The sequence below is a fragment of the Microcoleus sp. T3_D1 genome, from assembly GCF_036700405.1.
GTDB lineage: Bacteria > Cyanobacteriota > Cyanobacteriia > Cyanobacteriales > Microcoleaceae > Microcoleus.
Map to the genome: position 1 here is coordinate 21,999 of NZ_JAUBOV010000040.1, position 21,207 is coordinate 43,205.

The 21,207-nt window shown below is 47.9% G+C and carries 18 protein-coding genes; 10 read left to right on the forward strand and 8 right to left on the reverse strand.

Annotated features, from left to right (window positions below):
* Positions 1-2: 2 nt before the first annotated feature.
* Genes QT992_RS18810 through QT992_RS18820 form a run of 3 tightly spaced genes read left to right on the forward strand, consistent with a single transcriptional unit; the run spans position 3 to position 942 of the window.
* Positions 3-206, forward strand: a complete 204-nt coding sequence (locus QT992_RS18810; protein ID WP_333102431.1) for a DUF433 domain-containing protein — start codon at positions 3-5, stop codon at positions 204-206.
* The gene (locus QT992_RS18815) at positions 203-547 is read left to right on the forward strand and encodes a DUF6883 domain-containing protein (RefSeq protein WP_333318590.1); all 345 of its coding nucleotides are present in this window, start codon (positions 203-205) and stop codon (positions 545-547) included. The genes QT992_RS18810 and QT992_RS18815 overlap by 4 nt, the downstream gene beginning before the upstream one ends.
* Complete coding sequence (locus QT992_RS18820; protein ID WP_333318592.1) at positions 544-942, forward strand: DUF2281 domain-containing protein; 399 nt, start codon at positions 544-546, stop codon at positions 940-942. The genes QT992_RS18815 and QT992_RS18820 overlap by 4 nt, the downstream gene beginning before the upstream one ends.
* Before the next feature lie 95 nt (positions 943-1,037).
* Here QT992_RS18820 and QT992_RS18825 read toward each other — a convergent pair whose 3' ends face one another.
* The 4 genes from QT992_RS18825 to QT992_RS18840 form a co-directional block, all read right to left on the reverse strand.
* Complete coding sequence (locus QT992_RS18825; RefSeq protein ID WP_333318594.1) at positions 1,038-1,364, reverse strand: hypothetical protein; 327 nt, start codon at positions 1,362-1,364, stop codon at positions 1,038-1,040.
* A 113-nt stretch (positions 1,365-1,477) separates the two neighbouring features.
* A complete protein-coding gene (locus tag QT992_RS18830) occupies positions 1,478-1,735 on the reverse strand; it encodes a hypothetical protein (RefSeq protein ID WP_333336528.1) in 258 nt (85 codons plus the stop codon).
* 621 nt (positions 1,736-2,356) lie between these two features.
* A complete protein-coding gene (locus QT992_RS18835) occupies positions 2,357-2,881 on the reverse strand; it encodes a hypothetical protein (RefSeq protein WP_333336530.1) in 525 nt (174 codons plus the stop codon).
* Between the two features lie 314 nt (positions 2,882-3,195).
* Positions 3,196-5,892, reverse strand: a complete 2,697-nt coding sequence (locus QT992_RS18840; RefSeq protein WP_333336534.1) for an FHA domain-containing protein — start codon at positions 5,890-5,892, stop codon at positions 3,196-3,198.
* Between the two features lie 188 nt (positions 5,893-6,080).
* Between QT992_RS18840 and QT992_RS18845 the strand changes: the two genes are divergently transcribed.
* From QT992_RS18845 to QT992_RS18855, 3 genes are all read left to right on the forward strand, one after another.
* Positions 6,081-8,441 carry an iron uptake porin gene (locus QT992_RS18845; RefSeq protein WP_333336536.1) on the forward strand — a complete coding sequence of 787 codons (2,361 nt, stop codon included), beginning with the start codon at positions 6,081-6,083 and terminating at the stop codon, positions 8,439-8,441.
* A 47-nt stretch (positions 8,442-8,488) separates the two neighbouring features.
* Positions 8,489-9,235 carry a hypothetical protein gene (locus QT992_RS18850; RefSeq protein ID WP_333056508.1) on the forward strand — a complete coding sequence of 249 codons (747 nt, stop codon included), beginning with the start codon at positions 8,489-8,491 and terminating at the stop codon, positions 9,233-9,235.
* A 213-nt stretch (positions 9,236-9,448) separates the two neighbouring features.
* Positions 9,449-10,732, forward strand: coding sequence for a serine protease (locus QT992_RS18855; RefSeq protein WP_333056507.1), 1,284 nt, complete (start codon positions 9,449-9,451; stop codon positions 10,730-10,732).
* 62 nt (positions 10,733-10,794) lie between these two features.
* Here QT992_RS18855 and QT992_RS18860 read toward each other — a convergent pair whose 3' ends face one another.
* Entirely contained in the window at positions 10,795-11,949 is a 1,155-nt protein-coding gene (locus tag QT992_RS18860) for a COP23 domain-containing protein (RefSeq protein ID WP_333056506.1), read from the reverse strand.
* A 265-nt stretch (positions 11,950-12,214) separates the two neighbouring features.
* On the opposite strand from QT992_RS18860, the gene QT992_RS18865 reads away from it, so the two are divergent.
* Positions 12,215-14,422: a tetratricopeptide repeat protein gene (locus QT992_RS18865; protein ID WP_333336538.1), complete on the forward strand. Its 2,208-nt coding sequence runs from the start codon at positions 12,215-12,217 to the stop codon at positions 14,420-14,422.
* A gap of 341 nt (positions 14,423-14,763) precedes the next feature.
* On the opposite strand, the gene QT992_RS18870 is transcribed toward QT992_RS18865, so the two are convergent.
* The 3 genes from QT992_RS18870 to QT992_RS18880 form a co-directional block, all read right to left on the reverse strand.
* On the reverse strand, positions 14,764-15,666 hold the full coding sequence (locus tag QT992_RS18870) for a serine protease (RefSeq protein ID WP_333377469.1): 903 nt from the start codon (positions 15,664-15,666) through the stop codon (positions 14,764-14,766).
* A gap of 20 nt (positions 15,667-15,686) precedes the next feature.
* Positions 15,687-16,307, reverse strand: coding sequence for a COP23 domain-containing protein (locus QT992_RS18875; RefSeq protein WP_333377472.1), 621 nt, complete (start codon positions 16,305-16,307; stop codon positions 15,687-15,689).
* 458 nt (positions 16,308-16,765) lie between these two features.
* Positions 16,766-17,803, reverse strand: coding sequence for an NADP(H)-dependent aldo-keto reductase (locus tag QT992_RS18880; protein ID WP_333377474.1), 1,038 nt, complete (start codon positions 17,801-17,803; stop codon positions 16,766-16,768).
* Between the two features lie 195 nt (positions 17,804-17,998).
* On the opposite strand from QT992_RS18880, the gene QT992_RS18885 reads away from it, so the two are divergent.
* The 3 genes from QT992_RS18885 to QT992_RS18895 all read left to right on the forward strand — a co-directional run bounded on the left by QT992_RS18885 (position 17,999) and on the right by QT992_RS18895 (position 21,060).
* On the forward strand, positions 17,999-19,159 hold the full coding sequence (locus QT992_RS18885; protein ID WP_333377477.1) for a DegT/DnrJ/EryC1/StrS family aminotransferase: 1,161 nt from the start codon (positions 17,999-18,001) through the stop codon (positions 19,157-19,159).
* Positions 19,160-19,465: 306 nt separating this feature from the next.
* Positions 19,466-20,341 carry a cyanoexosortase B gene (gene crtB, locus QT992_RS18890; RefSeq protein ID WP_333377480.1) on the forward strand — a complete coding sequence of 292 codons (876 nt, stop codon included), beginning with the start codon at positions 19,466-19,468 and terminating at the stop codon, positions 20,339-20,341.
* An 8-nt stretch (positions 20,342-20,349) separates the two neighbouring features.
* Positions 20,350-21,060 (forward strand): cyanoexosortase B system-associated protein, encoded by a 711-nt coding sequence (locus QT992_RS18895; RefSeq protein ID WP_333377483.1) that lies wholly within the window; start codon positions 20,350-20,352, stop codon positions 21,058-21,060.
* Positions 21,061-21,207 lie beyond the last annotated feature (147 nt).

Consider the following 21,207-nt stretch of genomic DNA (forward strand, 5'->3'; position numbering starts at 1 on the left):
ATATGATGTTCGATCGCATTACCTTCGATCCAAAAATTATGGGAGGAAGAGCTTGCATTCGAGGAATGCGAATTACTGTTTCTTTGGTAGTGAGTTTAGTGGCAAATGGGATGAGTGTAGAGGAAATTTTGGCAGCTTATCCCTATTTGGAAGCAGAGGATATTAAAGCTAGTCTCCAGTATCAACTCTCAACGTCAATGCTATGAATGCACCCACTCGTTTAGAGTTTCCCATTGCTAAGGCGCAATATCTCTTCAGCAGTGCCACGGAAGCAGGAGTAGGCGGAGATAAGCAGAAATTCTGGCGGGAGGTGATGGGGTTTGAGTCACCGGAGGCGATTCGAGACGCAATTATAGCCCAAATCTCGCTAGAATTGTTACAGCCAGTCGGACAGAATGACTATGGAGAACGCTACCAAGCTATTATTTTACTTACAGGGCGATCGGGAGTATCTTGGCAAATCCGTACAGGTTGGATTGTTTTATTTGGTGAAGATATTGCTAGATTTGTTACCGCATTTCCTCAACGCTTTGGGAGACAGCAATGAGCAAATTTCAGTTATTGGATGCAGTGACTTTAACCGAAGCAGTCGCCCTCGCTGATGGCGAGATTGCACCGCCACAAACAGCCGGGACAATTGTTGAGGTTTTCAAGAACGGTGAAGCTTATTTAGTAGAATTATTTGGGGGATGGGTGAAAGCAGAAGTTGGCGGGGATTTTGTGCCTGCAACTCAGGATGAACCGGGCGCATTTATGGAAACGATTGGTGTTGAAACAGTTTATCCGCATCAGTTGCAATTAGTAAAATCTGCCGATGAAATGATGGGGATTCGAGAGCATTTACTGTCGGTTTTAAATAATTTACCTGACGAGTTAGTGGCTGAAGTCTGCGACTTTGCGGAGTTTTTGCAGGAAAAACAGCAAAAAGTGCGATCGTATTAAGCATTTAGGTGAAGTGCGATCGCCTTTTTCCATTCTCCTATTTTTAGGGATGAAAAGGGCGATCGGACTTTTGATGAATTTACCTACATCCCTGTTTAATATTCCTCGTCCGAAGAGTCTTCAATCGAAAGACAATCTGGCGAATAGGGATCTACTCGTTGTCGCAGTTCAAGGTTCTCCTCCTCCAATGAATCTACCTTGTGTTGTAGTTCCTGGTTTTCATCTTGTAAGTAATCTACCTTGTGTTGTAGTTCTAGATTTTCCTTGCATTTTTGTTGATTCTCAATTTGAAGCAATTCGATAGTTTTGTCCTTTGTTTCGATTTTTGTAAGCAGAGTGCGGAACAAGTTTGCTATAGCAGAGAGTGCTATTTCAAATAGCTCACTGAGTTGTCTGTTTTCAGCAATTTGGATGTTAGCCATTAGCTTCTTTGACTAAGTGTTGGGTGGATTGATACTCGCAATTGCAACAAGTAGATTAGATACAGCTAAGCCAGCCAGTAAGCTGACTGGCTGCTGTCTAGGCTATTTTGTTCTCAGTTAATTTCCTGGTTGGGAGAGTGCTGATCAATCCACCCGAGAATGTCCTTATTAGCCATACCTTTGAAGTACGGTTTGTGTTTTATACCTTGACGCTCGGCTAGCTTCAAGGCCCTCGCAACAAGCCGACGCTCTGGCGGTGTCTTCCTTTGACTATCTTGATGAAGCTGATTAACCAGATGGGCTAACTCTTTAGCTTGAGGATGAGGAAGCAGTGCTATTACTAGCACTAGCGAATCTTTGTGTGCTATCATTTTCTTAGTTATTAAACAACAACGTGACGCATTTGTAATAAGGCGTCATCTTTTTTAGATTATAGCTACTAAAAATTAACATGACAAGTGTTTCTACTCCTAATTTTCAAATTAAATTTGATGTCAAAGTCGTTGACATTGTTTTAGGAGTAGGGTATAATATGTAATTTTTTTATCTAACCGTTTTCAACAAAATCTAACCGTAATTAATGATTAAGCCGAATAAATCCTATAATATGAAAAATTGCCGCACAGTGTCAAGTGCTTTTATCCGAAAAATCCCAGCGCTGGGATTTTTGACTTGAAAAATTGTTGAGTTCGGGATTCTATGGCCACGATCGCTCCTCTCTCCCATTTCCTCTGCGTCAATAGCGATCGCCCAAAACATCCTCTTTCATTGTGGTACGGGCGAGACGCCCGTACATGATTTGTGGTACGGGCGTCTCGCCCGTACATCATCTGCGGTTAAAATATTCATTGACAACAAAAAGTGCGATCGCCTATTCCCAGCGCTGGGAATAGTGCGATCGCCAATCCCAGCGCTGGGATTAGATTTTAAACAAGGCTAAAATATTCATTAACCACAAAAAGACCGATCGCCCAAAACACCACCCAAACCAACTACTTGCCTAATACCGCAGCATCCGTACTGCTAGCAAAAGCCGGACTAATAAACTCCTCCTTCTCTTCCAACGTGATGTAACCCTTATCTACAGCTAGCTGCATCACTTCCTCAAGAAAACCTCTCAGCACATCTAATACGTGAGTGCGATCGAATTCAAAATGCTTTTCCCAGCAGGAAGTTCCAAACTTGCTCAAAGTACAGCTAATGCGATCGTCCGTGGGAAGCAACCTAATCATGAACCAACTCTCAGGAAAATCTATTGATATTTTTTGACCTTGCGATAGCTTAGCAATTTCCTGTGGAAAGTTATTCTCTATCATCATGGAAATGTCTAAATCTAAAAATGCCTCTATTTTCTCATCACCTATTTCTATTAAAACTTTATGGTCGCATTCAAAGCAGAAAAGTCGCCATCCCATTTCAAAATGAGAAAGCTCTCCCAATGGATCTTCAGGAGGCTCTGCGTAGTTTTCTAAGAAACGCTCGGCTAATTTAAAATTAAATTTTGGACTGCTATTCATCGCTGCTACTCCTATTTAATTGCCGCAGACTGACACCATCAGCTATAGATAACCACTATTGAGAGTTCCATCAAAATTCCTTTGGATAAAAGCGCCAGTGACATTTTGAGTTATCCCTAGAGCGGGAGGGTAAACTCTACCTATAGCACGATGAAAATCAATTAAGTTGGGTTTCGTTACCTCAACCCAACCTACTAATAACAAATCCGGGTGAAACACTTTTCCGATTTCTTAGTCCCCTCTGCTAGGAATTTGTTTGTATAAAAGCGGTTTTAACCGCCTCCTTCATAAAGGGGATAATTAACTACACAGAATTAGACGATATCCTTACGCTTCTGAACCACTAAAGTGAGACCCAACAAAGCCAAATTTTGCAAGCAAAGGATAGCCCAATACTGCCTAACATTAACCTTGAACATTGAGCCGTATTTATTATAAAAGTTCTCTAAGAGAGCTTCTCCGCCTTTAATCGTTCCCTCGTATTTCCCTTTCCACTCGCTGTAGTCTGTTTGCCAAGAGTCAATCTCCGCTTTGTAGCTATCAACTTTTTCCTGATAAGTACCGAACTCAGCGGGATTGTCCGGCGCTTTCCCAGGATCTTGTGGCTTCGCGGGTTCGGTTTGGTCGATTACAGGATCATATTTACCCTTGATTCCGGGAAACTTGCAAGTCTTGAATAGTTTTTCTCCCAGACACTCGCAGCGGTTTTTCTTGTCAGTTTGCGACAATTTATTGCGATCGTCCTTGCTTAACTGCCAGCATGGATCGTCAACAATGTTACTCCCCAGATTACTCTGGGTCAACAGCGACTCAAAAGACCATTTGGTAATGGTGATTTGGTTGACGAGGCGGCCAGGAGCCCCAAGAGCGTCGATGGATAGCATCCCGCCACCAAAGGTAATTTGCGGGACGAGAAAGATGATAGTCAGCAGCGGTGCGATATTTTGGTTCGGTGAAAGAGCTGATACAAATAGGCCCATCATCATGCCTGCGATCGAGGCGAGGAATAGGGTGACGTACATCCCTGTTAACGCTTCCGTCCCCCCTGGCAAGTCGATCGCCAAGTTTTTAAACAGCAAAAAGACAGCAGCTTGATACAAAGCCAAGAGAATGCCTACCCAAACTTTCGACAAAATGTAAGGGATGATTTGCAGCCCGATCATCCGTTCCCGGCGGTAGATGTCGTTTTCTTTGACAATTTCCCGCATGGTGGCGAGGCTGCCTACCATCACAGCAATGAGAGCTGTGACAAAGAGCATAGTAATTGCCTGACCTGCATCTCCTGTTTCGAGGCTAAATAAGTCGCGCTTCCAAGTAACAAAATCTAGCAGCCCTAGAGTAGGAGCAACGGCCAGCATTAAAAATAAACCGGCTTTGTCCTGTATTAATATTGCTAGATTTCTTTGGGACAAAATGGCAAACTCTCTGATCGCCGAAACCCGCTTAGCTCGATGAGCTAACGGTTGTTTAGCAGGGGGGGGGTGCAATTCGCCAGCGACTGCTGGTGGTCGCGATAGCTGCCGCTCTACTACATATTTTTGATAATGGGAAGACTGCAGGTAGCGCTGTTGCCAGTAGTCCGGTGACTCTTCCCGCTCTACTTTTCGGTAAATTTCATTGAATTTCTGCACGCCAAAGTAGGTAGTGGCGTCTTGTGGTGGGCCGCAGTAAGCTACTCTGCCACCTGCTGCCATGAAGATTACCAAGTCGCAGAGGGTGACATTTTCCGTGGCGTGGGTGATCAGCAAGACGGTGCGGCCTTGGTCTGCCAGTTGTCGCAAGAGCTGCATGATTTCGAACTCAGTGCCGGGGTCTAGTCCAGAGGTGGCTTCATCAAGGAAGAACAAGCTGGGTTTGGTGAGCAGTTCCACGCCGATCGATACTCGCTTGACCTGACCTCCGCTGAGGGCCTTGACTTGCACGTCTTTGCGATGAGTCAGCCCCAAATCTTCCAACACTTCTTTGACGCGCTGCTTCCGTTCCGCCGGCCGGGTGTCCGCAGGCATCCGCAGTTGGGCGGCGTAGTCGAGGGCTTGCTCAACTGTCAATTCCAGGTGGATGATGTCTTTCTGGGGAACGTAGCCGAGTTCGTTGCGGTAGGCGTTGAAGTTCTTGTACAGGTCAACCCCGTTGACAAGGACGGAGCCGCTGGTAGCGGGCCGGAAGCCGTTGAGGGCATCGAGGAGGGTGGACTTGCCACCGCCGCTGACGCCGGCTATCACCACAAATTCCCGCGCCTTAATGCTCAAGGAAATATCATTCAGCAGTTTCGTGCCTTTCCCCACAACTTTAGTCAGGTGGACAGCATCAAGCCGCAGGTTGCCTTCTTCGTTATAAGTGGCGAAAGTTTCATCGAAATTGAAGACAAAACGGCACGGGCCGATGCGGATGCTGTCATTGACTTTCAGTACCCTTTCTTCTTTAACGGCTCGGCCGTTGACATAGGTGCCGTTCGTCGAGTTCAAATCTTTGATGATGACCGAGCCGCTTTGCCGTTGCAAGCGAGCGTGGAAACGAGAAACGGATGGGTGTCCTATCGCCGTGTCGTTTTGCGAATCCCGCCCTATTGTCAGGCTTTGGCGGCCGCGCATATCGATCTGGCTGACGAAGACTGTTTCATTGCCAAGCAGGTGTTTGGCGGCAACTGTGACCTGTTCATCTAAAGGTTTTTGAACTGCAACAGCCGTGGGTTCTGGAGCGTTTGCCTGAACGATCAAGCGCAATTCGCTATTGCCAATGCTGATGGTGTCGCCGTTTGCTAGGAAGTGAGGAATGTTCGGTTGGAGCAGGATGTTGTTGACGCGAGTGCCGTCAGTGCTGCCGAGGTCTGTAATTTGATAGCGATCGCCTTTTCTACTGATTTGAGCGTGTTGGCGTGACACCAGGGGGTCATTAATGACTAAATCGCTGTTGGTAGCACGCCCGATAGTTACGACTTCAGTATTAACTGAGTATTCCCAGACAGGCTCGCTACCCTTGTGAATTTTTAAAATTGCTGGCGATACAAGCATAGAGAGCTATTTCCATGAATCTTATATCTTTTATCTCACACTGCCACTGACTTTTGTCAAAGATGTTTCTCTTCTTAACTATCCGGCGCTGTTTAAGAAAAATTAATATTTTTAATCTAAAAAGTGGTAAAAAATGTAACATACAGCTTAGCTACGGTAGCTAGAACTTGTGAGTGTGAGGAGCGAGCATGAAAGCAAAATATTTATTATTGTACAGCATCTGGGGAATCCTGTTGGCATCGCCTGCGGCAATTGCCGAAACTTCTGAGGATCTACCTTCGTTAGAGTCGCAAGGAAACGTTGCCGAAGAAGCAGCGCCACAGGTTCTTGCTGCAAGCCAAGAGCAGCTTGCGGGGGCTGCTCCAAGCAGTTTAGAACCGCTTAGGGGAGATCGGGAAGTCAGGAAGCAAAAATCGAGCAGTCCTCCTAAATTTGCCGATCGCGCCTCGGCGACACCGCGATCAGCAAACCTGATGAGCGGAGAACATATTGGCAGCGACGATCGCCCTGTCGAGTCACCGCAAATCCTTGAAGCAGGAGGGAATAGCAACCGGGCCCGATCGCCTGCCGATCGGGCTTTAGAACCAACCGACGAGATCAAGCCAGCCCTAGAATCATTAATATCGGAGCCTAAAGTCGCTGTTACTGGCAATAACCAATTACAATTGTCTCCAACAATACCAAACACTTCATCCAATACGACCGCTATTACGGTTAATAACCAAGCGGATCAGGATTTAGAAACAACCGAGAGAAATCCAGACATAGAATCAGTAATATCAGAGCCTAAAATTGCTATTACGGGCAATAACCAATTACAATTGTCTCCAACAATACCAAACACTTCATCCAATACGATCGCTATTACGGGCAATAACCAATTACAATTGTCTCCAACAATACCAAACACTTCATCCAATACGTCCGCTGCAAAACCTTCGGACTCCCGGAAAAATCAACAACCCAAATTTCAAACAAGTGCAGCAGCAACAGCTATTGCTCAATCCTTAAATGATGCCCCGCTCGGTACGCCGAGACCTGTCAATGAGGTAGTTCAAGAAACAGAAAACAATTCAGCCTCCAACTTAATGAGGCAAGTAACATCTGTTTCCCAACTCTCAGACGTAAAGCCAACAGACTGGGCTTTTGGCGCCCTGCAATCGCTGGTTGAGCGTTACGGCTGCATTGCGGGCTACCCCGACGGTACTTTCCGAGGCAATCGAGCACTAACTCGCTACGAATTTGCTGCTGGCTTGAATGCTTGCTTAGACCAAATTAGAAGCAAAATTGGAGGCAACACAGCGGATTACCTCACCAAAGAAGACTTAAGCATCGTCCAACGGCTGCAAGAAGAATTTGCAGCGGAACTAGCAACCCTGCGCGGCCGAGTTGACTTGCTAGAAGCGCGGACGACAGAATTAGAAGCAAATCGTTTTACCCGCACCACGACAATTTTTGGCGGGGAAGCGATCTTCGGGCTGTCTCAAGCGTGGGGTGGGAACCCTCCGGGCGAAGGCAAATCCAACCTCGCCTTCACAAACTTGGTGCGGCTGCAAACTGTCACTACCTTTACAGGAAAAGACAGGCTGCGAATCGAACTGCAATCAGGGAATTTCCGAGGCCGAGGCTTTGCCGAACCTAGCGCCCTCAACACCTTTACTTCCCTGCTATCCTTTCAGTCTGATACCGCCAACCAAATCCAGCTCTCAATGGTAGAGTACCGCTTTCCAGTCTTGAACGATCGCATTGTTCTCACCCTCCGCCCCGCAGGTTTTAACCTCAGCAGCGTCCTCACCGCCAACTCGCCCTTCTATGACAGCGGCCGAGGAGCCATTTCCCGCTTCGGAGAAGCCAACCCCATCTTAAAAATCGGCGACTTAGATACAGGCGTAGGGATGGACTGGCTGATCGGACGGCGCTTCCGCTTGCAGTTAGCTTACGGCGCGAGAAATGGTAGCAGTCCCAGCCAGGGAGCGGTATTTGGCAAAGACAACTGGGTGGCCGGAGCGCAATTTTTATTCCTGTTAGGCAATAGCGCCCAAACTGGTTTGACCGCCATCTACGGTTCATCCCCCAACGGCCGCTTGGGAACCTTTACAGGCAGTGGCGCGGCTGACGCTTCTGGATTCATCAACCAGCGCTCAAATATCGGTGCTGTCGGCGGCAGTTTTCAATGGCGCGTTACCCCTCGCTTCACCTTCGCCACTTGGGGCGGTGTTATGGGCGCCTATGCCTCCAAAACTGAATCGGCCGCTGCCAGCACGACCTTTGCCGTTGCTTTAGGATTTCCTGACCTGGTTCAGCAGGGAGACTTGCTGGGGATCGTAGTCGGCCAGCCGCCCAGTTTGGTGCAGTACGAGGATTTTTCCGTATCCACTGGGTTGCCGGGAGGCAAAGATTTTTCACTGCACGTTGAAGCTTTCTACCGCTTCAACCTCAGTGATTCTGTTTCGGTCACGCCCGGTTTCTTCTTAGTGACAAACCCTGGCAATTTTGCCAGCAACAACACGATCTATATCGGCACAATCCGCACGACTTTCAGATTCTAACTGTTACTGTAGTAGTTAGCTGCTAACTCGCAAAAGAGGAAAATTTAATGGCAACTCAACAAAAAATTACGCGCATTTTAGCTGGTGGCCGCCTCTGGGTGTTGCCTGCTGCTTTTAGCTTCCTCAGTTTAAGTTGGGTAGCACCAGCAAATGCGGTCGAAACTGCACCGCCAAAGGCAACCAGCTTTTTAATTTCACAAGCAACCCAAACTAAACCTGCTGCATCTCGCCCTCGGCCGAAGCCTGCATTTTTTGAAGAAGAGAGGAGGCCGAGGTTTGGGTTTGGGGACTTCCTGAACTCTGCCTTGGATGGGGTAGACAATTCCTTCTCTGGCGATGCCGTGCAAAAGTCTTCGATTACTCTGGATCCTGTGTCTGGAGTTTTCACGACAGGCATTAATGGCACCCTCACAGTGGGTATTAATGATAATCGCCGGACAACTAGCGACCCGATAAATAATCCTGCTTTCTTGAACGGATCTTTTATCAGCACTGACGGCACTAACCTGCAATTTTCTAATGTCATTTCGGGTTCTGGTCCCCAAAGAGGAACTTTGAACGTAAATGGTACGATATTGATCAATGGCATACCAAGTCCTGTCATCGGCGTTCGGGAATACAGCGCCAGCGGTAACGAAAATAATGGTTTTGTCAGCGCAACGGTGCAGTTAGTCGATCCGAATAACCCGTCGCAAGCGATTTTTATCCAAGTGCCAGCGAGTCGAAATTCAGGCGATAGAAATACGGCAAGGGGCCCTGCTAACCTGTCAATCGGCCGCCCAATTGACCGCTAAGCGGATCGAGAAAATAGAGCCGGGAAAATGCCTTTGCAGTAGCATCGGCATGATTCCAGGCTAGTAATCTAAAAAACATTTAGTTTGTAGTTTGTAGGGTGCGTCAGACGAAGTTATACAACGACTATCGAGGATGGATGGTTCTGATGCACCCTGCTTTATATGCCAGTTGCGTAAGTTTTAAATGAGCTAACTTAATGAGGAAATGTGAATATGTTGTCGATCAAACTGATGGTGGGACAACTTTTGGCTGGCCTCGTCATAGGATTGCAAGCAATGCCTGCTGTGGCGGAACTCTCCCCACAGGAAATCAATTCCATCGCCCGACAGACAACGGTGCTGATCGCGCCCGGACTCACCCCGGAGTTGCGCCGGGACTTGGAGGAGAACCGCAATAACCCGTTAGAAAATAGACAAGTCTGGAACCCCGGTTCAGGGGCAATAGTAGCTCGTGAAGGCAATAAATATTACGTTTTAACAGTCGCTCACAACTTCTTGCAGAGGTACTTAGATAATCCAGAGTTCTGGCAAAACTCTGGTGGGACTCCCTTCTACGGCATCCGCACTTGGGATGGGGAAGTTCACAAAATCGAAGGTGTCAATGACGGCAGGGGTTGCCCGCTTAGAGGCATCGCCGAGGCGCGAGCGCTGATCCGATTCGGCTGTCGCGATCGCTTCCTCCCCGGTACAGAAACCGTAGATCGCAATGAGGGCCAAGATAACGTCAAAGGCATCGACTTAGCCATCATCAGTTTTACCAGCCCCAAAGACTACGCCGTTGCTTCTCTAGGAGATGCCAGGACAGTCAAAATCGGCGATCGGGTTTACATTTCCGGCTGGCCAGATCCCGAACTCGAGCAAGCTCAAGCTGGCCAAAGCGTCCGCCCGGTTTCCCGCAGGCAGAGGCGTTTAGCATGGGGATCTGTGGGGGCGAAACTCTCGCCTGATGCCAGCAACCAAGGCTACAGCATCTTTTACACTGACTGCACTCGCGCTGGAATGAGTGGCGGGCCTGTTTTTGACAAAGATGGCCGTCTTGTCGGCAATCACGGCCTGGGCAGCAGCAACAAGCAATCCTGTGGCAGCGAGGGCAGCGCTAACAGCTTCCTGGAATCGAGGGAGCGCCCGGATGCGCCCGGACAGATGCCTGACGCCAACAGCTTGAGGCAGAGGTTTAGCGGTTCGCAGCAAGTCAATCAGGCGATCGACTTGACACAGCAGAGCAGACTGCGTTTACCCTTCAACTTGCAGATGCCTACTGCTGAGTTGATTAATAGAGGGTTGGCTGGTCAAGCCGTTCAAGTCCCTTTTGGCAGCAGCGGCCGCCTCGAGTTTGACATTGCCGCCGATCGCACTTCAGGCGCATTTGACGATCCCAGCGATGTCATCCCCGACATTTACAAGGAATATTCCTCCTTTTCTGGACTGGGTAGCCGGGTGAGAGATGACCCCTCCGGCGGGTGCGGCACTATTTTGCTAGGAGAACCGTGCCCGTGAGGAAGGTAGCAGGAGGAAACTTAAAACTTCTGCTCTCTCCCTTACCGCCAATCCCTTGCCTGCTACCAAACCAAACCGCCAGCCGGCGAGGCGTTGGGGGCAGGAGCGTCGGGACTGGCTGCTGCACCAACACCTTCAACCACCGTGCTATTCAGGAATTGCTTGAAGTCAATGTAAACAGCGCTGGGTTCGTCTTGGCTTTCATAGAGAGGGCCGCTCGCGCCAGCGCGGATGTTGAACAAGCGCTGTACCGTTTCCCCAGCATTCGACCCCGGTTTGAGGGTAAATAGTACATTAGCGCCACTACATGGACGCCCGCTAGCCTGTACCGCGCACACCACCGCTTGCCCGTTGACGTAACCGCTGGTGATGAAGTTGAGTTGCCCGGAGTTGTAAAAATTCTGGAAGCGTGCAGAAACCTCCTGGCAACGCTTTTCCGGGGTGAACCCTCCTGAGCTGAAATAGTCAGAGAACCAGCGGATCACAGGAACTTTGCCTCGTGTCGTGACAGCATAAGTTGTGGGCAAACCGTTAGCGCCAGAAGCGCAAATAAAGCTTGTCCGTTGTACTGGGGCGGGCAGCGTCACAACAGTTTCTTCTGGGTCGATCGGCGGGCTGCTGGAAGTAGCGCCCAGGGGAATCAGGCCCGGCGGCAGGAGTACCCTGTCAATCCTGACAATCACCCCATTTTTGGCTAACAGTGGCAATTCTCTAGCAGTAGCGTCGTTGAGAATTAGTTGAGTGGCGCTAGAGCTAGGACTAACTTTGACTGTGGTGCCGTCTAGGGTTTTCAGTTCTCCACTTAGGAGGTCGCTCTCACTGATTTCGCCAGGAATCACGTGATACCTGACAATTTTTTGTAGCAGTTCTCGGTTTTCTGGCCGCAATAATTTTTCCAACATCCCTGGCGGCAAGGCAGCAAACGCTTCCTCTGTCGGTGCGAGAATGGTAAGCTGATTATTTCCTGACAGCAGGGGGATTAAGTTCGCTTTCTGCAAGACGGCAGTAAAAGTTTTTAGATTGCGGTTTTTGCTTAGCCCCTCAACTAAAGTGGGATTATCCTGTGATTCGTAGGAAGCGCCCCGGTTGAAAAAGCGATAATAAGGGTAAAACCGCTGGGCAAATGCGGCTGAGAAACTATCGAGTGCGATCGCCCCGGAGAGTCCGACAATGACTGCTAACCTTTTAAGCTGGCCTGTACGCTTTAGCCTATTCATAAACATATTCTCCCTTTAATAATTAAAATTTGATAAAGCCTTGCCTGACTGTATTGCTTTAATTTCTCTCATTCACGTGTCGTTATTCACGTGCCGTTAGTGGCAAGTGGAGTTTTTTTTTTGACAGGTTCTATCTCATATAATATCTTTAGTAGGTAATAGATCGCAAGGGGCACCAAAAGTTATCCTTGCTGCCAAAGTACACCTCTTGGCGCTCTGGACTAAATGCTCAAGCTCAAATAGAAACTCGCTTAGGTCAAACACCATGCAGGGCACAATACTAGGTGGACGCTACAAAATTATCAGGCGGTTGGGAGGCGGGGGCTTCGGTGAGGCTTATCTGGCTGTTGACACGCAGTTACCGGGAACCCCCCAATGCGTCGTCAAACAGCTCAAGCCTCAAACTGCCGACTTAGCCACAGCGCGGCGTCTATTTGACCGAGAAGCGACAACTCTGCACAAGTTAGGGCAAGGCCACGACCAGATACCGCGCCTGTTTGCCCACTTTGAAGAAAATGAAGAATTTTATTTGGTTGAGGACTATTATGAAGGCGAGACGCTAGGCGAAGAAATCCAGCGTTTGCAGCGTTTCAGGGAACCGCAGGCGATCGCTCTGTTGCAAGATATCCTGTCAGTCCTTCAGTACGTCCACAGCCACAACGTTATCCACCGAGACATTAAACCCTCGAACATCATCCGGCGCAAAAGAGACGGAAAGCTAGCCCTGATTGACTTTGGCGTTGTCAAACTAATTAACAGTTCCAACCGGCCAGCGCTCGATACCAACGCTCAAACTGTTGCCGTCAGCACTTATGGCTATACGCCTCCGGAACAACAAAACGGCCATCCCCGCCTGAACAGCGATATCTACGCCTTGGGCGTCACAGCAATTAAAGCTTTGACGGGAAAAGACATAAGGGATTTGCAGATTAATTTGCACAACTGGCGGGAGCAGGTGCAGGTGAGCGACGAGTTGGCAGCGATTTTGGATAAAATGGTGCGCTTGGACTTTCAGCACCGCTACCAGAGCGTTGAGGATGTGCTCGACGACTTAGAGGCGATGGTAGCGGAATTCAACCAGCCCACGCAAGTGCGGGAAACCCAGGCGCGGGAAACCCAGGCGCGGCCAACTCAGGCGCGGCCAACAGCGATCCGCCCCGCTCCGACTCCAGCACCTGCGCCGATCGCCCCAACTAAGGGGTTTGCTTTTAAAACCTGGCACTTAGTGGCGATCGCAGGTGTCGTTACTGCTGCGTTATTGGGCGGGTGGAAGCTCTACGAACCCAATTTCTACTTGCAACAAGCTAAGCAACAGCTAGATAAGTACCAACCAGAAAAAGCCTTAGACACTTTTCAGAAACTCATTGACAGCAAACCGAATGACCCCCAAGCTTGGAAGGGCAGGGGAGATGCGCTCCTAGCTCTAGCTCGGTATGAAAGATCCCTCAGTGCCTATGACAAAGCGCTGCAACTCCAGCCGAACGATGCCAAAACATTAAACAAAAAAGGCGAAACGCTTTATGAATTGCAGCGCTACCAAGAAGCGCTAGATACTCACGAGCAAGCGCTCAAAGCTGCTGACAACGACCCCGAAGCGTGGTATGGCAAAGGCAGGGCTTTCATTGGCTTGAAGCGCTACGAAGATGCTCTTACTGCCTTTGACAAAGCGCGGGAAATTAAGCCTCAGTCCCCCTCAGTTTGGTACAGCAAAGGTATCGCCTTAGAGTATTTGAATCGGCGGCCAGAAGCGCTCAAAATTTATGAGGAGGCAGTGGGAACTTACGACGAACAGCTTAAAGCGAACCCTAATAATTTGAAAGGCTGGGTCGAACGGGGTGCTGTGCTCAGCAAGTTGGGGCGATTCAACAATGTACTCGAATCTGCAGAAAAAGCGCTGAAAGTTAACCCGGACTTCTATCCGGCACAGGTACTCAAAGGCAATGCGCTGCGGGTTACAGGCAAGGCAGATGAAGCGCTACAAGCTTATAACAAAGCCCTGGACATCCGCCCGGCAGATTATTTGACGCTGCACAACCGAGGAACGTTACTAGCAGAAAAAGGAGATTTTGTACAAGCTATTAAATCCTTTGATAAAGCCCTAGAAATTCGGTCAAGCTTCTCTCCGGCTTGGGTCGATCGCGGCATAGCTTTCAGCCAAAATAACCAACAAAAAGAAGCAATTGAATCTTTTGACAAAGCGCTCAGCTATGCACCAAAAGATGCTCAAGCGCTAGTTGGCAAGGGAATTTCGCTGAGTGCGCTGAACCGAAATGAGGAAGCGCTAGCTGCTTTTGAACAAGCCAAAGAAATCGATCCCAATGACCCCTTTGTTTGGGCGAACCGAGCTGCTGTTCTAGAGAATTTAAAACGGAATGACGAAGCACTAAAATCCTATGACGAAGCAATTCGGCTGAAGCCTGACTTTCAAGCGGCGATCGAGGAGCGGCAAAAGTTGCGGCAGAAAATCAACTGATATTATGTCGATTACAACTCAGTGAACGATAGCTTAAAAATATCTATCTGACCTCTGAGTTGAATGTGCGAACCCAGTCATTCAAACCAGAGGTCATTCGATTTTAGATTTTAGATTTTAGATTTTAGATTGACACCAGGGATAAATCCGGGGGCTTGAGGATGCAAGGATTTGGATTTTGGATTGATTCCACGGATAAATCACGTGGCGGGTACCATCAAGAAATTATTGGTCAAACTACCAAATCCAAGTCCCAGCCGAGAGAGACTGCCAATTTTATAGCCAATTTAAGATACAAGAAGATACAAGAGATGAATAGCTAATTGAGCAATAATTAGCTTTCACCACAACAGTCCATTTTCTGAGGCGCTATCTCCGTACTCACCTTGCGGTTGAGGATAAGAAAGTACTGGAGGTGAGAGAGAATAAGGGGCTCTTCTGGGTGTGTCGCCTGCCGATTTATGGCCTAGTTGTACAAATGTCTCAATCGGAATTGCCCAACTAGATTCGATCATTAAATCCCTTGGCAAATTCGGCTTAGAACCATCTTTAAATACATAAGGATCGCCCCACAAAGGATAGGCGTGCATTCCATTGATTCCCACAACTTCCCCCCTGCTATTGAGCAGCGGCCCGCCACTCATTCCCTTTTCAACAGGATTGCTATAGCCAATCTGATACCCTCCAACTAATGCTTTTGGAGACAGAAAGGAAACAGTCCCTAACAAAAATTCAAACCCTCTTTTTTCAGAACCCTCTTGACCGGGAAACCCGCTAGCAAAGACTTCATCTCCTACTTCGACAGGTGATGAAGCTAACCGCGCTACTGAATATTCCCTCGTACTTCTGAACTGCAATAGAACTAGATCGTTGCCGTCAAAAGAGCGATTTTTGAGCAATTCACCGTGATATATTTTCCCATCTGGAGTTTGAATGCGGTGGCTTTCGCCAACAGCTAAAACATGATTGTTGGTAAGAATTGTGTAGGTCTGGCCTTGCTTTTTAATCAATATTCCTGAACCTGCACCGTATCCAGATAGCACTTTAACTGCGATCGCCCGTGCCTCATTTTTGATTTGGGCGACTGTCAGTTCTTGAGCGTTTTCTCGCCGGCCATTTACCTCGATCAAGCGCGATTCGCTGACAGGTAAGGACTGTACTGGCTGTTGAGTATACCAACAGCCAATACAGGCGATCAAGAAATAGCTGAAACGGAGTTTATACCGCAAGCTATGCCAATTCATGCTGCATTCCTCGGTGATTTTCAATTAAACATGCCGCCACCACCGTTACTCGGCTCAACGTTGGGCCGAGGGCGAGTGGGAACAACGGCGGGTTGAGAATTGAGATCGGGATTAGGAGCTGAACCAGCGGTTTGAACGACGGGCGCTTGTTCGAGAAATTGTTTCAAATTGACGGTAGATGAATCGCGACTTTCAAGCAGGGGAGCGTTAGACGCACCAGTACCAATATAAAATATCTGTTGGATGCGAGCGGCTGCATCTGACCCTGGTTTGAGGGTGAAAAGCAATTTTTCCGAAGTGCATGGAGGGCTGCTATTTCCTGCACAAATAGCTGGCTGCCCGTTAAGATATCCAGCGGTGAGGAAGTTCAGTTGGCTGCGGAGCCTTTGGAAGCGACTAGATACTTCTTGGCAGCGGCGCTCTGGGCTGTATCCTGAATCGCTAAAAAAATCAGAAGTCCACTTCACCACTTGAACTGTTCCTCGGCTGGTATTGGCAAAGGTTGTTGGTATACCGTCGCTACTTACGCCACAAAAGAAGGTGGCGCCTTGAGCGTAGCTGGGTTGATTGAAGGCGGTGACAGTGCCGATCGCGATCGCGCCCCATGTCACTGCAGCAGTTAGTGATTGCCATTTAGTCATTTTGAGTTAACCTATTGGATTATTGGATAAAATTAATTGAACTCAAACTTTCTTTGAGTTATCTTGAGTAATAACAGCGATTATACAACTTGCCACAGCAATATAGCTAACTTTTATCGGAAAATTAGCATGATTCCCAACTGCAGGCTATGCTAATACAGCCACTTAACTTTTCAAGTCCTCAAAGCAGCGATGCACTTAATGAATCTGGTCTAAAGTGTTGAGTGATATCTCTTTCATCTTTTCTAACATAACGCTCTGAGGAAAGTCAAGATCATTCCAGGGGAATTTGAACTAATCTTGACTTTCCCCCTTAACTGTAGACTAAAGCCCGTGGCAGATGGTCACTCCGGCTCACGCCCTCATATCGTTTGCGGTTGCTTAAATCCTCCCTCTATCTCTTAGTCTGCGAAGGCGGACTTGGTGTGACAAGAAGCGGTTTAAACCGCCGAGATTTCTTACGGTGTCGGATTCGGATACTTAGCGTGTACCGCATTGATTTCCGCTACGATCTCCTTATCCAAATTCACCTCCAAACTACCGATATTTTCCTCCAACTGTTCGAGACTGGTTGCACCGATAATTGTGCTAGTTACAAACCAGCGCGATCGCACATACGCCAAAGCCATCTGCGCCGGACTTATCCCATGTTTCCCCGCAATCTCAACATACGCTTTCACCGCATCATTCAGATTAGTTTTATCGTAACGCTGACCGAATCCAGCGAATAAAGCCAACCTAGAATTTTCGGGAATTCCATTCAAGTATTTACCCGTTAACAGCCCAAATCCCAAAGGACTATAAGCCATCAATCCCACATTCTTAAAACGGCAAGTTTCTGCTAAATTTAGGTGAAATGTCCGATTGCTCAAACTGAAAGCATTCTGAATCGAAACAACTTTCGGCAAGCCGTGTTTGTCCGCCAACGTGCAAAACTCGCAAACTCCCCAAGGCGTCTCGTTACTCAAACCCAAATAGCGGATTTTTCCAGCTTTAATTAAGTCAGCAAATACCTCTAACTGTTCCAAAATTGGTACAGTTTCGTGTTCTTGGGCGATGTCGTAATCCGGCGCACCAAATAAGGGCACGTAGCGATCGGGCCAGTGGATCTGATAGAGGTCGATGTAGTCAGTTTGCAAGCGCTTCAGGCTGTCATTCAGGGCTTTTTCGACATTTGGGCGATCGATCTGATTTTTCCCTTCCCGAATCCACTTTAAGCGAGTGCTTCTGCCCGCCACTTTAGTCGCTATAATGACTTTATCCCGCTGCTGTTTCGCCAACCATTCCCCGATATATTCCTCGGTTTTTCCCTGAGTTTCCGCCTTTCCAGGGACAGGATACATTTCTGCCGTATCGATAAAGTTGATGCCTTTGGCGATCGCAAAATCGAGCTGTTCGGCCGCTTCTGCAACGGTGTTCTGCTGGCCATAAGTCATCGTACCCAAACAGATTTCAGATACTGATAAGTCACTGTCGCCTAGTTTTTTGTATTCCATGAGTTTGATTGCTGGAAAATTATCTGATTCTATATTACAGAAAAACTTTGATTTAATTGACAGCTCCAGAAAAGTGCGCGAGGCTTTCTCCTCTCTTCCTCTTTTCCTCTGCGCTCTCTGCGCCCTCTGCGGTAAAAAAAATAAAAGATATCCGCACTTAAATGTTAATATAAATAATTAGTATTCCTCTGATGTATGAGTAGTCGCCCGCCAAAAGTTCCATTTGTCAACCTCTCCCTCCAACACCAACCAATCCAATCTCAAATAACAGAAACCCTTGGAAAAATTATCGAGCAAGGAGATTTTATTTTAGGTCAAGCCCTCGCCGAATTTGAAACAGCATTTGCAGCAGCTTCAGGAGTAAAATACGGCGTAGGAGTGGCTTGCGGAACAGATGCGATCGCTCTGGGACTCCAAGCTTGCGGCATTAATCCGGGCGACGAAATTATCATACCCGCTAACACTTTTATCGCCACCGCGATCGCCGTCCTCCAAGCCAAAGCTATACCTATTCTTGTAGATTGCGACCCGGAAACCGCCCTGATTGACCTCACAGCAGCCGAAACAGCAGTTACCTCGAAAACTAAAGCAATTATCCCCGTACACCTCTACGGTCAAATGGTATCGCCCCGGCAGCTTTTAGATTTTGCGAATCGCCACGATTTAATCATATTTGAAGATGCCGCCCAAGCGCACTTAGCCGAGAGAGAAGGATACCGCGCGGGTTCCATTGGTAAAGCAGCAGCATTCAGCTTTTATCCCAGCAAAAACCTCGGTTCTTTTGGCGATGGCGGGATGTTAATTACTAACGATGCAGAACTCGCAGACAAAATGCGAACTCTCCGCAATTACGGAGCACCCAGCAAATATTTGCACACAGAAATCGGTACAAACAGCCGCCTCGACAATTTGCAAGCCGCCGTGCTCAACGTTAAATTGCCTTACTTAGAAAAATGGAATCGCGATCGCGCCGAGGCCGCCCAGCACTACAATACTCTACTAGCACCATTGAAACACAAAGGCATTGTACCGATCGCCAACCACAGCAGCAGCGGTCACATTTATCACCTCTATGTTATCAAAATTACTGAGAAAAGCTCGTTAGCGAAGCCCTCGAAGAGGATCGACCGCAACACCCTCCAGGAAAAACTCGCCCAACACGGCATTGAAACAGGTATACACTATCCCGTACCTTGTCACCTGCAACCCGCCTACCAAAACTTAGGCAATCCGGGCGACTTCCCCCACGCAGAAACCCTGTGCCAACAAATTTTATCATTGCCAATGTATCCCGGATTGAGCAATACTCAGATCGAGCAAGTTGTTCGGGCGATCGTACTATCATTGAATTACTAAGAGGGCTATTTCATTCTCTTGTAGGGGCTGCCCCCCGTGGCTGCCCCAATCCCACCAAATGCCTAACAAATCGTGGATGGGTCGGGTCGCCATTCAGGGCACGACAAGAGTCAAAAGGCTGGTTTTCCTGAGAATGAAACAGCCCTGGAATTACTAATTGTTCATAAAACTTATGCTACAGGTGTTTCAAGCAGTAGGGTGCGGTTTTCAAAGCGTTTCTGTGGCGAATTAACAAATCTTTAACTCACAGTTTAAAACCCCAAAGCGTTGCGACTCCTGCGCGGCAATCTTAAAACTTCTCAAACCATGCACATCCAGCGCAAAATTCGCATTGTTTTCAAGCGATACCTCCTGGGGGAAGGTATCACGGTGCTCCTAGTGCTGCTGTACGCCCCCCTGCTAGTACATTGGTACGACGGCTGGTTGAACAAAAGCATCAGCATCGAACACGAATATTTCAGCCACGGACTAATTGGTTTGCCCTACGCAGCTTATATTGCTTGGATGAACCGAAAGTCCTGGCGCAGCTTGCCCAACTCACCGCATCCTTTGGGAGGCTTTTTGCTGGTACTAGCAACGCTTTTTTATCTGAGTCGCTTGAGCGATTTAGTAAATTTATCCCTGCCCGTAATGCTGGCCAGCATTTGCTTATCTTTAAAAGGAATTCCCGGCTTGCAATTGCAGGCGATGCCGCTTTTATTCGTATTTCTGGCCTCGCCAAACCACATTCCTTACCTTATAGAACCCTACGCCTTGCCATTACAGCAATTCATTGCTGAAGCATCAGGCTGGATATTAATTAAGGTTGGTATCAACGTGAGAGTGGAAGAAATTTATCTGTACGTAAACGAGCGCATTGTAGAAGTTGCTCCGCACTGTGCAGGCTTAAAAATGCTGTTTACCAGTCTTTACGTCAGCTTAATTCTGCTGGATTGGACGGGAGTTTGGAACTCTCGCAAAAAAAGCCTTTTGTTTTTAGTGAGTACATCCATTATTAGCATCACTTCCAACATTTTTCGCAATACTTTGCTAACCTACTTTCACGGAACCGAGAGAGAGGCGCTTTTTACTTGGCTGCACGCCGGATGGGGCGGAGATTTGTATTCTGCTTGTATACTAGGGTTATTGGTACTTGTCCTCAACGGGATGGAAAAGTATTTCCCAAGTCAGTCTGGCAATTAATGAAACAGATGATTTCAGCACAGAAACTACTGCGGCGGTATCAATTATCTAAAATTATGGTACTGGTGTTTTTGCTGGTATTAGTTGGGGCAGTAGCAATTCCCGGCTACGCGACGGGAAGATGGCCTTGGACAAACCCGCCAACCCTTGCCAACCTCAAGCAATTAAGAAGTGTCCGCCAAAACGGGATAAAAATTCCTGGGTGGCAGGTTATAGCCGTTCAGAATAACGTCCAAATTGGCGCTCACAGATGGTTAGTTCAAGAAATTAAAAATGATCGAACAATTGCCCTTTTATTGCTGTTGCCTCAAAATTACGCCAAAAACCAGCCCCAAGTGGAATGGCTAGATATCGATGGATTTCACCGGTGGCAAACCGATTCTCATCGCACTTTGAGGTTTACAGTTAAATTAGCACCAATACCCGGCCAGCCACCGCCTAATGTCGAGGCGAGGTTTTTCCGAAGCAGGACTCCCCAACAAACTTTTGCTGTCGTGCAGTGGTACGCTTGGCCTAACGGGGGTTCTCCAACAACCAGCCGCTGGTTTTGGGAAGACAGCATTGCTAGACTGTCGAACCGCCGCGCCTCTTGGGTTGCTGTCAGTATCATCCTTCCCATTCAACCGCAGGGCGACATTAAGATAGCTCAACCATTGCTGGAATCTCTTGCCGAAAGTGTCCAGGCTAAATTAATTACAGAAACTTTTCGGTTTCAGTAAGCACGTAGGTGCAAATAAATCGGCCTAGGGGGTGGGCGAGTTTTGCCACAATCAACTGCTTCCTAGTAAATATCCGGGTTCAACCCGCCCGAAAATATCTTATTGTTTTTTCTCCTCGCTATATTTAGATGAAACTTAAAAGTCAGA

Excerpts from the sequence above, each read along its gene's own strand:
- QT992_RS18810 (WP_333102431.1), top strand. The coding sequence starts at position 3 with ATGATGTTCGATCGCATTACCTTCGATCCAAAAATTATGGGAGGAAGA.
- QT992_RS18815 (WP_333318590.1), top strand. The coding sequence starts at position 203 with ATGAATGCACCCACTCGTTTAGAGTTTCCCATTGCTAAGGCGCAATAT.
- QT992_RS18820 (WP_333318592.1), top strand. The coding sequence starts at position 544 with ATGAGCAAATTTCAGTTATTGGATGCAGTGACTTTAACCGAAGCAGTC.
- QT992_RS18825 (WP_333318594.1), bottom strand. The coding sequence starts at position 1,364 with ATGGCTAACATCCAAATTGCTGAAAACAGACAACTCAGTGAGCTATTT.
- QT992_RS18830 (WP_333336528.1), bottom strand. The coding sequence starts at position 1,735 with ATGATAGCACACAAAGATTCGCTAGTGCTAGTAATAGCACTGCTTCCT.
- QT992_RS18835 (WP_333336530.1), bottom strand. The coding sequence starts at position 2,881 with ATGAATAGCAGTCCAAAATTTAATTTTAAATTAGCCGAGCGTTTCTTA.
- QT992_RS18840 (WP_333336534.1), bottom strand. The coding sequence starts at position 5,892 with ATGCTTGTATCGCCAGCAATTTTAAAAATTCACAAGGGTAGCGAGCCT.
- QT992_RS18845 (WP_333336536.1), top strand. The coding sequence starts at position 6,081 with ATGAAAGCAAAATATTTATTATTGTACAGCATCTGGGGAATCCTGTTG.
- QT992_RS18850 (WP_333056508.1), top strand. The coding sequence starts at position 8,489 with ATGGCAACTCAACAAAAAATTACGCGCATTTTAGCTGGTGGCCGCCTC.
- QT992_RS18855 (WP_333056507.1), top strand. The coding sequence starts at position 9,449 with ATGTTGTCGATCAAACTGATGGTGGGACAACTTTTGGCTGGCCTCGTC.
- QT992_RS18860 (WP_333056506.1), bottom strand. The coding sequence starts at position 11,949 with ATGAATAGGCTAAAGCGTACAGGCCAGCTTAAAAGGTTAGCAGTCATT.
- QT992_RS18865 (WP_333336538.1), top strand. The coding sequence starts at position 12,215 with ATGCAGGGCACAATACTAGGTGGACGCTACAAAATTATCAGGCGGTTG.
- QT992_RS18870 (WP_333377469.1), bottom strand. The coding sequence starts at position 15,666 with ATGAATTGGCATAGCTTGCGGTATAAACTCCGTTTCAGCTATTTCTTG.
- QT992_RS18875 (WP_333377472.1), bottom strand. The coding sequence starts at position 16,307 with ATGACTAAATGGCAATCACTAACTGCTGCAGTGACATGGGGCGCGATC.
- QT992_RS18880 (WP_333377474.1), bottom strand. The coding sequence starts at position 17,803 with ATGGAATACAAAAAACTAGGCGACAGTGACTTATCAGTATCTGAAATC.
- QT992_RS18885 (WP_333377477.1), top strand. The coding sequence starts at position 17,999 with ATGAGTAGTCGCCCGCCAAAAGTTCCATTTGTCAACCTCTCCCTCCAA.
- crtB (WP_333377480.1), top strand. The coding sequence starts at position 19,466 with ATGCACATCCAGCGCAAAATTCGCATTGTTTTCAAGCGATACCTCCTG.
- QT992_RS18895 (WP_333377483.1), top strand. The coding sequence starts at position 20,350 with ATGATTTCAGCACAGAAACTACTGCGGCGGTATCAATTATCTAAAATT.